Below are 11472 nucleotides of genomic sequence, written 5' to 3' on the forward strand. Positions count from 1 at the left end.
CGCAGGCGCTGCCGGAGCGGGCCCGCGCGGCAGCCGCCGGCGAGGTCGGCCGGGTCCGGCTGGCCTTCGTCTCGACCATTGGCTTCGACCAGCTGCCGGGCTGGGTGCGGGCGTTCCGCGAGCACAGCCCCCAGGTGGTCCTGGAACTGGTCGAGGCCACCGGTGACGTGCAGCTGCGGGACCTGGAGCGCGGCGCCATCGATGCCGGCCTGATGCTGCATTCGCCGGGCTTCGCGCCACCGGGCCTCAGCCACCTGCGGGTGGCGGTCGAGCCGCTGATGCTGGCCCTGCCCGAGCACCATCCGTTGGCCGCGGCGCCGCAGTTGCCGTGGGAGTCGGTGCTCGGCGAGCCGCTGGTGATCTTCCCGCGCCGCATCGCGCCGTCGCTGCACGACGCGGTCTTCGGGCTCTACCACGCGGCGGGCCGATTGCCGGTGGTGGCGCAGGAGGCGATCCAKATGCAGACCATCGTCAACCTGGTGTCGGCCGGGCTGGGTCTGGCCTGGGTGCCCGAGAGCGTGATGCAGTTCCGCCGTACCGGCGTGGTCTATCGGACGCCCGACGCCGCGGGTGCCCGCGGCAGGAAGCGGCAGCCCGCCGTGCCGCTGTGCGAAACCAGCCTGGTCTGGCAGCAGGACGAGGCTCATCCGGCGCTGGACCGCTTCGTGRCCTTCGTGCGCGAGCGCATGGAGGAGGAGGGCGGCTGAGCGCCCTCAGGCTTCGGTTTGGGACTGGAGGTAGTTCTCGAGGCCGACCTTGTCGATCTGGCCGAGCTGCTTCTCGAGCCAATATGCATGGTCTTCCTCGGTGTCCTTCAACTGCGCCAGCAGCAGGTCGCGGCTGACGTAGTCGCCGACGCTTTCGCACAGCGCGATGCCCTGCTGCAGCGCCTCGCGCACCTCGTACTCGGTCGCCAGGTCCTTCCGCAGCATGTCGGTCACGCTCAGGCCCGGCGTGAATTCCTTCGGGCGCATGTCGGGCAGGCCGCCGAGCACCAGGACKCGCCGGATCAGCGCGTCGGCATGCTGGGTTTCCTCCTGCATCTCGTGGTCGAGGCGCGTGTACAGCCTGCCGAAGCCCTGGTCCTCGTAGAGGCGCGAATGGATGAAGTACTGGTCGCGGGCGGCGAGTTCGCCGCGAACCAGCTGCTTGAGATAGTCGATGACTTGGCGGTGGCCCTGCATGTGGTCCTGTCGGATTCTGATTCTGGTAGCCGGCGAGTATCGCGCCGAACGCCTCGCGCGGCGGCGGGCTTCGCGAGGGCGGCACAATCTCCCCATGCTCATGTACCCGCAGATCAATCCCATCGCGCTACAAATCGGCCCCGTCGCCATCCATTGGTATGGCCTGACCTATCTGGCGGCCTTCGCGCTGTTCTATTTTCTCGGCACGCGCCGCCTTCGGCACGAACCCTTCCGTTCGGTCACCGGCCCGGGCGCCTGGACCCGCAAGGATGTCGAGGACATCCTTTTCCTCGGCGTGATGGGCGTGATCGTCGGCGGCCGGCTCGGCTACTGCCTGTTCTACAAGCCCGGCTACTACCTGACGCATCCGCTCGAGATCCTGTTCGTCTGGCAGGGCGGCATGAGCTTTCATGGCGGGCTGCTCGGCGTGATCGCCTCGATGGTGTGGTTCGCGCGTTCGCGCGCCCGGCCGTTCTGGCAGGTGATGGATTTCGTCGCCCCCTGCGTGCCGACCGGGCTGGCCGCGGGACGGGTCGGCAACTTCATCAACGGCGAACTCTGGGGCCGCTTCAGCAGCCCGGACCTGCCCTGGGGCATGGTGTTCCCGCAGAGCGGCTCGATGCTGCCGCGCCATCCCTCGCAGGTCTACCAGTTCCTGCTCGAGGGCCTACTGCTGTTCGCGCTGCTGTGGCTCTACGCACGCAAGGACTGCGGCGAACGGCGTGTCTCGGCGGTGTTCCTGATCGGCTACGGGCTGATGCGCTTCATCGCCGAATACTTCCGCGAGCCCGACGACTTCCTCGGCCTGCTGGCGCTCAACATGAGCATGGGCCAGTGGCTCTGCGTGCCGATGATCGCCTTCGGGCTCTGGCTCTATGCCAGTGCGCGGCCCGCGACGGTGGCCGGCGCGGCGCGCGGTTGATCGGTCCGCCTGCCGGCACTTGCAGGGAATACACCAAGGCCGGAAGGCGTTGCGCGCGAGTCGGCGAGTTCTCATAATTACGCATAATTACGCAACCGGAACATGCGCCTGGTTCAGAACTCCCTGCATCATGAAGTCGCCGCCACGCTGCGCGAAGAGATCTTCGGCGGCGTGCTGGCGCCAGGCGCCTTCATCGACGAGGCCGCGGTTTGCGACCGGCTGCAGATCTCGCGCACGCCCTTGCGCGAGGCGCTGAAGGTGCTGACGGCCGAAGGGCTGCTGCGGCACGAGCCGCGCCGCGGCTGCTTCGTCGCCGAGGTCACGCAGCGCGATCTCGACGAAATCTTCCCGGTGATCGCGCTGCTCGAAGGCCGCTGCGCCTGGGAGGCCGCGCGCAATGCCAGCGAGGCCGACCTCGAAGCGCTCGAGGCGCTGCACGACCGGCTCGCCAGGCATGCGCGGGCCCGGCGCATCAATGACTACTACGCGACCAATTTCGCAATCCACGAGGCGATCATCATGCTGGCCGACAACCGCTGGCTGACGCAGGTGATCGGCGACCTGCGCAAGATTCTCAGGCTGGCGCGGCAGCAGCAACTGCATGCGCCGGGACGGCTCGAGCAGAGCCTGTCCGAGCATCTCGCGGTGTTCGCCGCGCTCAAGGCGCGCGACAGCGACGGCGCCGAGGCGGCGATGCGCACCCACCTGAACCGCCAGCGCGAGGCCCTGCGGGCGGTCGCGCTGCAACAGAAGGCGAAGCTGATCTCATGAATGCCGGCGACTGGATCACGCGCGGCGTCTCGCTGCTGCGTCCGGGGCATTCGCCCGAGGGCGCGAAGCCGGCCGCCGGTGCCACCCGGGCGAAGAAGGGCGCGGCCGGCCCGCGCCCGCTCGCCGAGCGGCTCGAGGCCACGCTGCGCCGACCGGGCGAGGCGCTGGCACCGCGCGCGCTGCGGCGTGCGCTTGTCGAACTGCAGGCGGTGCTCGATCCGCGCATCAGCGAGGTCGAGGCCGGCCGCCGCGCCCATGCGGTGGTGCAGTGGTATGGCGCCCGCGAACTCGACGAGCGGCGCGACATCTGGCTGCTCATGAGCGAGCGCTTCGCGCCCGATGTGCAGAAGCTCAGCAGCGCGCGCGACCGGCACGAGGCGGCGGTCGGCACGCCGGACGAGGGCCAGGCCGAGATCGGATTGCGGCGCGCGCTGGCCTCGCCGCGCGCGCGGCTGCTGCAGCGTTTCGCGATCGACCCCGACGGCATGCGCTTCCTGGTCGACCTGCGCGCCGAGCTGTTGCCGCACCTGAAGGGAGACCGCCGGCTGCTCCCGCTCGATGCCGAGCTCGAGCACCTGTTCTCGACCTGGTTCGACATGGCTTTTCTCGACCTGCGTCGCATCAGCTGGGACTCGCCGGCCTCGCTGATCGAGAAGCTGATCCAGTACGAGGCGGTGCACGACATCAAGAGCTGGGCCGACGTCAAGAACCGGCTCGACAGCGACCGCCGTTGCTATGGCTTCTTCCATCCGCGGCTGCCCAACACGCCGCTGATCTTCGTCGAGGTGGCGCTGGTCGACCGCATCAGCGAGGGCATCGTGCCGCTGCTCGACGAGGCCGCGGCGCTGGTCAGGCCGGACAAGGCGGCGACCGCGGTCTTCTACTCGATCAGCAACACGCAGACCGGGCTGCGGGGCGTCAGCTTCGGCGACTCGCTGATCAAGCGCGTGGTCGAGACGCTGCAGGATGAACTGCCGCGGCTGAAGATCTTCGCGACCTTGTCGCCGATCCCGGGCTTTCGCGGCTGGCTGGCGAAGCACGCCACGGAGATGGTCGAGCGGCTCGACGAGAAGCGCGCGGCCGAGCTGGGGCGCGCCATCGGCTCGCTGCCGCCGACAGCCGAGCGCTTCCTCGCCGCCGCCGACGACGCGAATGCGCTCGACGCCAGGTCGCCGGTGCGCCAGCTGCTACTGAATGCGGCCGCCGAATACCTCGGCCGCGCCACGGCGGAAGGCAAGCCGGTCGATCCGGTGGCACGCTTCCATCTCGGCAACGGGGCGCGGGTGGAGCGTCTCAATTGGGCCGGCGATCCGTCGCCGAAGGGGTTCGGGCAGTCCTATGGCCTGATGGTCAACTACCTCTACGATCTGAAGCGGCTCGACAAGCACCGCACCTTGCTCGCGCAGGGCAAAGTGGCTGTGTCGGGCGCTATCGACGATCTCTTCCTCAAGGGCTGAGAAGAAAGGGCCATTCCAAATCGGCGCGCGGCGGGCCCCGGCGCAAGACAGTCAGACAAATAGAGGAGACAAGCGATGGGTCCAGGTTTTCAACGGCGCGACGTGCTGCGCCTGGCGGGAGCGAGCGCCGCGGTTCTCGCGGGGGGCGCGCGGGCGCAATCGCACTGGCCGACCCGGCCGGTGACGATGATCGTTCCGTTCCCGGCCGGCGGCGGCACCGACGCCTTCGCGCGTCCGCTGTCGGCGCAGTTCAGCAGGCTCACCGGGCAGACGCTGGTGATCGACAACCGCGGCGGCGCCGGCGGCACCGTCGGCGCCAGCATCGCGGCCAAGGCGGCGCCGGACGGCTACACGCTGTTCATGGGCGCGGTGCATCACGCGATCGCGCCGTCGATCTATCCCAAGCTCGACTACGACCTCGAGAAGGACTTCGTGCCGCTGCTGCTGCTGGCCAACGTGCCGCAGGTGGTGGTGGTGAACCCGAAGCGGATCACCGAGGCGACGCTCAAGGCCTTCGTCGCCAACGCCAAGCAGAACCCGGGCAAGCTCAACTACGCCTCGGCCGGCGCCGGCACCTCGCACCACCTGGCCGGCGAGCTGTTCAAGCTGCAGACCGGCACCTACATCACGCACATTCCCTATCGCGGCGCCGGGCCGGCGCTGCAGGACCTGATCGCCGGCAACGTCGACGTCATGTTCGACGGGCTTGGCTCGTCGGCCCAGCACATCAAGGCCGGCCGGATCAAGGCGCTGATGGTCGCCGGCGACAAGCRCAATCCGGCCTTCCCGGATGTGCCTTGCGCGGCCGAGGTCGGCTTGCCCGACTACACCGTGACGACCTGGTACGGCCTCTGGGCGCCCAAGGGCACGCCCGCCGACGTGCAGGCGAGGATCGTCGACGACATGAAGAAGGCGCTCGCCACCGACGAGCTGAAGGCGATCTGGGCCAACAATGGTTCGGAGATCCCGAACCTCACCCAGGCGGCCTATGCCGCCTTCGTGAATTCGGAGATCAAGCGCTGGGCCGCGGTGGTCAAGGCCTCGGGGGCCAAGCTGGAATGACGGCGTCGATCGGCTTGCGCGTCGAGGGCCCGCTGGCTTTCGTGACCCTGAGCAACCCCGGCCGGCTGAACGCGATGACGCGCGGCATGTGGCGCGAACTGCGAGAAGTCTTCGAGCGGCTGGCGTCCATGTTGGCACTGCGCTGTGTCGTCGTCGGCGGCGAGGGCGGCGCCTTCTGCGCCGGCGGCGACATCTCGGAATACCCGTCCTTCCGCTTCGACGCCGCCAGCCTGCGTGCCTTCCACGAGGATGAAGTGTGGGCCGCGTTGGCGGCGATGCTGGCTTGCGAACTGCCGCTGGTGGCCCGAATCGAGGGTGCCTGCATGGGTGCCGGGCTCGAGATCGCGAGCTGCTGCGACATCCGCCTGGCCGCTGCGTCGGCCAAGTTCGGCGCACCGATCGCCAAGCTCGGCTTTCCGATGGCGCCGCRCGAGGCGGCGCTGGTGCAGGCCGCGATCGGCGACGTGCTGGCGCGCGACATGCTGCTGGCGGCCGGCGTCCATGGAGCGCAGCGCCTCTGCGACGCCGGCTTCCTGTTGCGCGTGCTGCCCGACGCCGAACTGACGGCCGAGGTGCTGGTGCACGCCCGGCGCATCGCGATGCTGGCGCCCGCGGCCGCTCGCCTCAACAAGGCGACCTTCGCCGCACTGCGGCAGGCCGGCGCGCAGCAGGCGGTCGCGTCGCTGATCGCGGGCGCCTACGATTACGCCGATTCCGCCGAGCACCGCGAAGGCATCGCGGCCTTTCTCGCCAAGCGGCCTCCCGTCTTTTGAGATTTCCATGACCGACACTCCCAACGCAAACCTCTTCGCCGTGCTGCGCTCGGCTTTCCCTGCCGACCTCGACGCCATCGCGGTCGAGACCGACGACGGCCTGTTCTATTCGTGGCGCGACCTCGACCGCGCCAGCGCGATGATCGCCAACCTGCTGGATGCGCTGGGCCTCGAGAAGGGCGCCCGCATCGCGGTCCAGGTCGAGAAGTCGGTCGAGGCCATGATGCTGTACCTGGCGACCTTGCGCGCCGGCTATGTCTTCCTGCCGCTCAACACCGCCTACCGGGGCGCCGAGATCGAGTATTTCATCGGCAACGCCGAGCCGGCCGTGGTGGTCTGCAGCAGCGCCAATGTCTCGTGGGTCGACCCGATCGCGTCCGCTGCCGGCACCCGCCATGTCTTCACGCTCGACGACAACCGCAGCGGCACACTGCTCGAGGTGGCCGCCAGCTGCAGCGACCGGCACGATGTCGCCCTGAAGAGCGAGGACGATCTCGCCGCGATCATCTACACCAGCGGCACCACCGGCCGCAGCAAGGGCGCGATGCTGACGCACCGCAACCTGTCGTCGAACGCCGAAGTGCTGAAGGACTACTGGGGCTGGCGCAGCGGCGATGTGCTGATCCACGCGCTGCCGATTTTCCATGTGCACGGGCTCTTCGTCGCGATCCACGGCGCGCTGATCAGCGGCAGCAAGATGTTCTGGCTCAACCGCTTCGACCCTGCGCGCGTCGTCGCCCGGCTGCCCGAGGCGACCGTCTTCATGGGCGTGCCGACCCTCTACGTGCGCATGCTGGCCGAACGCGGGCTAACGAAAAAGGCCTGCCGCAACATGCGGGTCTTCATCTCCGGTTCGGCGCCGCTGCTGATCGACACCTTCAATGCCTGGCGCGAGCGCACCGGCCACACCATCCTCGAGCGCTACGGCATGAGCGAGACCGCCATGCTGACCTCCAACCCCTACAGCCCGGTGCAGGGCGAACGCCGTGGCGACACGGTCGGCTTCCCCTTGCCGGGCGTGCACCTGCGGGTGCGCGACGATGCCGGCGAGCCATGCCCGACCGACGAGATCGGCCATATCGAAGTCGACGGCCCGAACGTGTTCGCCGGCTATTGGCGCATGCCGGAGAAGACCCGGGAAGAGTTCACGACCGACGGCTACTTCAAGACCGGCGACGTCGGCAAGATCGACGGACTCGGCTACGTCACGATCGTCGGGCGCAGCAAGGACCTGATCATCAGCGGCGGCTACAACGTCTATCCGGCTGAAGTCGAGGCCTACATAAACGAATTGGCCGGGGTTGCCGAGAGCGCCATCGTCGGCGTGCCGCACGCCGACTTCGGGGAGGTCGGCGTGGCGATCGTGACGGCGCGGGCGGGTGCCTCGATCGATGGCGACGCGATCATTGCCGAGCTCAAGGCGAAGCTCGCCAACTTCAAGATCCCAAAGCAGTGCTTCGTGGTGGCCGAACTGCCGCGCAATGCGATGGGCAAGGTGCAGAAGGCGTTGCTGCGCGAGCAGCACAAGGGGCTGTTCGCGCCCAGGGATTGAGGCGCTGCGCCTACTGCACCAGCAGCACCGAGATGTCGGTCTCGGACACCACTTTGGTTGCGACCGATCCCATCAGCGCCCGGCCGAAGAGGCCATGGCCGTGCGTGCCCATCACGATCAGTTCGGCGCCGCTGGCATCGGCGGCCTTGAGGATCTCTTCGGCAGCATGGCCGTGGCGCTGGTCGACCGTGTAGTTGGTGATGCCGTAGCTCGCGAGCTTGATCTTGACCGGCTCGACGACCTTGGCCGTTTCCTCGGCGTAGTAGTCGCGCACGGATTCCTTGCTCAGGTGGCGCGTGACATGGCCCGGCACGCCGATGCAGACATGGACCACCACCAGTTGGTTGCCATCGATGAACATGTTGCGATGCTTCGCCAGGTAGTCGAGCGCCTTCGTCGTGTGGTCGCTGCCGTCAACGGCGATCAGGATCTTCATGCGTGGCCTCTTTGATTGATTCTCGATGCGCGGTGAAGGCACCGCGTGCGGCGTTTATAAACCGGACTCAGCGCAGCACCAAGACCGGCAGATCCGAATGGGTGAGCACATGCTGGGTCTCGCTGCCCAGCAGCAGGCGCTTGATGCCCTGGCGTCCGTGCGAGGCCATCACGATCGTGTCGCTGCCGTGCTTCTTGGCGGCCGCGATGATCGCCTCGCCCACCAGGTCGGCACTGACCGTCGTGGTCTGGATCCGGACGCCGCTGGCCTCGGCCTGCTTGGCGATCTCGTCGAGCGTGGCTTGCGCCGATTCGGCCCATTGCTTTTCGATCCGTCCGATGTCTTCGGGCGTGAAGACCGCGGCGCCGTCGAAGTAGTTGGTCGGATAGCGTGGCACCACGGTCAGCGCCACCAACTCGGCGCCGCTCTGCGCGGCCAGTGCGATGGCGCTCGTCACGGCCTTCTTCGAGAGCAGGGAGCCGTCGGTGGCGACCAGGATTCGCTTGAACATGAATGCTCCTGTGATTGAACCAGCAGCAGCTTAATACAAGGGCCGCAAAACCTGGCTTGATTCAGCGCAAGCGTGGAAGGGAATGCGCGGCCGGCCGGTCTCAGCCGTGCAGCCCCTTCCAGAGCATGTAGGCCGCCAGCAGGTACAGGATGCTCCCGAACACGCGCTTGAGCTTGGCGACCGGCAGCTTGTGTGCGGCTCGCGCGCCGAACGGCGCCACGACGAAGCTGCAGACCGCGATCACGGCCAGCGCTGGCAGCCAGATGTAGCCGAAAGAGCCTGCCGGCAGGTCTTGCACCGACCGGCCGCTGGCCACGTAGCCGACCACGTTGGCGACCGCGATCGGGAAGCCCAGTGCGGCGCTGGTGGCGACCGCATTGTGGATCGCGACGTTGCACCAGGTCATGAAAGGCACGCTGATGAAGCCACCGCCGGCGCCCACCAGGCCGGAGATGAAGCCGATCGCACCGCCGGCGCCGAACTGGCCTGCGCTGCCCGGCATCTGGCGCGTCGGCTTGGGCTTCTTGTCGAGGAACATCTGGGTGGCCGAGAAACCGACGAAGAGAGCGAAGAAGATCGCCAGCGCGCTGCCCTTGAGCAGGCTGAAGACGCCGAGGCTGCCGAGCAGGCTGCCGGCCACGATGCCGGGCGCCAGCCGCTTGACGATGTCCCAGCGCACCGCGCCGCGCTTGTGATGCGCGCGCACGCTCGAGRTCGAGGTGAATATGATGGTCGCCATCGAGGTCGCAATCGCCATCTTGACCGACAGGTCGGCGGCGACGCCGCGGTGGCCCAGGATGATCGTGATGAACGGCACCATCAGCATGCCGCCGCCGATGCCGAGCAGGCCGGCAAGGAATCCGGTGCCGACACCGAGCAGGGCGAGTTCGGCGATCAGCGGGGCTTCAATCATCATTGGCGCGGTTCCAGAAAAAAGCCACGGCACCCGTTGCGGGTGCCGTGGCTGTCAAAGAAAAGGTGTCTGCGAGTGTGAGCCGAACCCGCATCCTGAACCAGGGTTCAGGTGGGCGAGGTCAGCAAGGCTTCGGGTTCATCTGACGCGAGATGATCACACCCGCCAAGCGATGTTCCAAGCCCTGCTCCGTAGAGCATTGGTACAAGGAAATATAAAGCCCGGCTTCGCACCGCAGACGATGCGTATTTTACGCCCGCTGCCGCTGCAGCGGCCAACCGTCAGAGTAAATGTCCGTCGCCGGCCAGGGCCTGATCGAGGCGCTGGACCAGTTGCGCGGCGCGGGCGTCTTCTTCGGGGGCGTCGGGGGCCGCTGCAGCAGGCGCAGGCACAGGTGCCGGCGCGGCTTCGCGCTGCACCAGGTCGAAGGCCAGATTCAGCGAGGCCAGCACCGCGATCCGGTCGCGCGCCTTGACCTTGCCGGCGTCGCGGATCTTGCACATCGCAGCATCGACGCGTTCGACCGCTTCGCGCAGTTGCGCTTCGCCGCCTTCGGGGCAGCCGAGCAGGTAGCTCTGGCCCATGATCTGGACTTCAATTTGTTTCATCAGGGAGCGCTGGCGTCTTGGCCGGGATCGGCGGGCAGTTGGTCGAGCAGGGCATCGAGCCGCGTGCGCGCCGCGGCAAGCCGCGATTTGAGGGTGTCACGTTCGCGCGTGAGCGCGTCGACCTGGTCCTGAAGCAGCGCATTGGTGCGCTGTACTTCCTCATGGCGCACGAGCAGGCGTTCGACGCGCTCGGCGATCTGGTCAATACGGCTCGGTGCAGGCATGGAGGACGATTGTAGTTACCGGCGCTGCCGCGATTTCATCGCCGCGCGGAAGGCATATGCCAACAAACCCTACAATTCCGCGCGTTGGTGCTCGTGCCGCGGTTCACGCGTCGCAGTTCAACGGGAAGCAGGAGGCGAAGCCCATCGGGCCGAGCCAACCTGCGCTGCCCCCGCAACGGTCAAGCAGCCGGCATCCTCGGATGCCGCCCTCGTCAATCAGCCACTGGGCGCCCTGAAACAGGTGCCTGGGAAGGCGGCGAGGGTTGTGCTGCCAGCCCGGATACCGGCCAACGAGGCGGCCGCCGCATGGCTAGAAGCTGACGGTGGCCATGACGTCCAAGCCCGGCGGGGAAGCCGGCGAAGGGCCTTGATCTTTTGTCGCTTCCATGAATATCTGCGTTTTTTCCGCGCGCGCTCCCCGCAGTGCTTCGCCGTGGCGGCGTCCGCGCGCCCATGCCGTGCCGCTGGCGGTCGCCTCCCTGATGGCCGGCGTTGCCGGGCTGCCGGCACCGGCCTCGGCCCAGGAGGCCGCCACGCCCGCGCTGCCCGAAATGGTGGTGACCGCCACGCGCGTCGCCACCCGCGCCGACGAACTGGTGTCGGACACGGTGGTCATCGAGCGGGCGCAGATCGAACAGCAGGCCAGCCGCACGCTGCCTGAAATCCTGGCCCGCATGGCCGGGGTTCAGATCTCGGCCACCGGCGGCCTGGGCAAGGGCAGCAGCGTCTTCATCCGCGGCGCCGAAGCGCGCCACACCATCTTCCTGATCGATGGCGTCCGCTACAGCTCGGCGACGCTCGGCACGCCGACCTGGGAGAACATTCCGGTCGAACTGATCGACCGCATCGAAGTGGTCAAGGGACCGGCCTCGGCGCTCTACGGCAGCGATGGCGTCGGCGGCGTGGTGCAGATCTTCACGCGCAAGGCGGTGCCGGGCGAGACGGTATTCAATCCGCGCGCTTCGACCACCCTCGGCAGCGACAGCTACAGGCAGATCACCGGCGGCTTCAGCGGCGCCTCGGGGGCGGCGAGCTATTCTCTCGACCTCACGCGGACCC

At 67.9% G+C, this 11472-nt stretch carries 14 protein-coding genes and 1 riboswitch; of the genes, 8 read left to right on the top strand and 6 right to left on the bottom strand.

Annotation, left to right across the window (positions count from 1 at the left end; genetic code table 11):
• The coding region (locus AC1DY5_RS25085) for a LysR substrate-binding domain-containing protein (RefSeq protein WP_478115762.1) at positions 1 to 707 on the top strand (707 nt) is incomplete at its 5' end.
• 6 nt (positions 708 to 713) lie between these two features.
• On the opposite strand, the gene bfr is transcribed toward AC1DY5_RS25085, so the two are convergent.
• On the bottom strand, positions 714 to 1184 hold the full coding sequence (gene bfr, locus AC1DY5_RS25090; RefSeq protein ID WP_478115764.1) for a bacterioferritin: 471 nt from the start codon (positions 1182 to 1184) through the stop codon (positions 714 to 716).
• A 94-nt stretch (positions 1185 to 1278) separates the two neighbouring features.
• On the opposite strand from bfr, the gene lgt reads away from it, so the two are divergent.
• The 6 genes from lgt (at position 1279) to AC1DY5_RS25120 (ending at position 7721) form a co-directional block, all read left to right on the top strand.
• Positions 1279 to 2106: a prolipoprotein diacylglyceryl transferase gene (gene lgt, locus AC1DY5_RS25095; protein WP_478115766.1), complete on the top strand. Its 828-nt coding sequence runs from the start codon at positions 1279 to 1281 to the stop codon at positions 2104 to 2106.
• 102 nt (positions 2107 to 2208) lie between these two features.
• Positions 2209 to 2877: a GntR family transcriptional regulator gene (locus AC1DY5_RS25100; protein WP_478115768.1), complete on the top strand. Its 669-nt coding sequence runs from the start codon at positions 2209 to 2211 to the stop codon at positions 2875 to 2877.
• Positions 2874 to 4334 (top strand): malonyl-CoA decarboxylase, encoded by a 1461-nt coding sequence (locus tag AC1DY5_RS25105; RefSeq protein ID WP_478115770.1) that lies wholly within the window; start codon positions 2874 to 2876, stop codon positions 4332 to 4334. Before AC1DY5_RS25100 ends, AC1DY5_RS25105 begins: the two co-directional genes overlap by 4 nt.
• A 75-nt stretch (positions 4335 to 4409) precedes the next feature.
• Positions 4410 to 5396, top strand: a complete 987-nt coding sequence (locus AC1DY5_RS25110) for a Bug family tripartite tricarboxylate transporter substrate binding protein (RefSeq protein WP_478115771.1) — start codon at positions 4410 to 4412, stop codon at positions 5394 to 5396.
• Complete coding sequence (locus AC1DY5_RS25115; protein WP_478115772.1) at positions 5393 to 6169, top strand: enoyl-CoA hydratase/isomerase family protein; 777 nt, start codon at positions 5393 to 5395, stop codon at positions 6167 to 6169. Before AC1DY5_RS25110 ends, AC1DY5_RS25115 begins: the two co-directional genes overlap by 4 nt.
• A 7-nt stretch (positions 6170 to 6176) precedes the next feature.
• Positions 6177 to 7721: a malonate--CoA ligase gene (locus AC1DY5_RS25120; RefSeq protein ID WP_478115773.1), complete on the top strand. Its 1545-nt coding sequence runs from the start codon at positions 6177 to 6179 to the stop codon at positions 7719 to 7721.
• 10 nt (positions 7722 to 7731) lie between these two features.
• On the opposite strand, the gene AC1DY5_RS25125 is transcribed toward AC1DY5_RS25120, so the two are convergent.
• The 5 genes from AC1DY5_RS25125 to AC1DY5_RS25145 form a co-directional block, all read right to left on the bottom strand.
• On the bottom strand, positions 7732 to 8157 hold the full coding sequence (locus AC1DY5_RS25125; RefSeq protein WP_478115775.1) for a universal stress protein: 426 nt from the start codon (positions 8155 to 8157) through the stop codon (positions 7732 to 7734).
• A 67-nt stretch (positions 8158 to 8224) separates the two neighbouring features.
• On the bottom strand, positions 8225 to 8668 hold the full coding sequence (locus tag AC1DY5_RS25130) for a universal stress protein (protein WP_478115777.1): 444 nt from the start codon (positions 8666 to 8668) through the stop codon (positions 8225 to 8227).
• A 100-nt stretch (positions 8669 to 8768) separates the two neighbouring features.
• A complete protein-coding gene (locus AC1DY5_RS25135) occupies positions 8769 to 9584 on the bottom strand; it encodes a sulfite exporter TauE/SafE family protein (protein WP_478115779.1) in 816 nt (271 codons plus the stop codon).
• Positions 9585 to 9862: 278 nt separating this feature from the next.
• On the bottom strand, positions 9863 to 10189 hold the full coding sequence (locus AC1DY5_RS25140) for a cell division protein ZapA (protein ID WP_478115781.1): 327 nt from the start codon (positions 10187 to 10189) through the stop codon (positions 9863 to 9865).
• Positions 10189 to 10413: a DUF904 domain-containing protein gene (locus AC1DY5_RS25145; RefSeq protein WP_286367563.1), complete on the bottom strand. Its 225-nt coding sequence runs from the start codon at positions 10411 to 10413 to the stop codon at positions 10189 to 10191. Before AC1DY5_RS25145 ends, AC1DY5_RS25140 begins: the two co-directional genes overlap by 1 nt.
• A gap of 69 nt (positions 10414 to 10482) precedes the next feature.
• Positions 10483 to 10719, top strand: a riboswitch (cobalamin riboswitch).
• Between the two features lie 80 nt (positions 10720 to 10799).
• Here AC1DY5_RS25145 and AC1DY5_RS25150 point away from each other — a divergent pair.
• Positions 10800 to 11472: TonB-dependent receptor (locus AC1DY5_RS25150; RefSeq protein WP_478115783.1), on the top strand; the 673-nt coding region annotated here is incomplete at its 3' end.

The sequence above is a fragment of the Variovorax sp. P4_D9 genome (assembly GCF_056401695.1).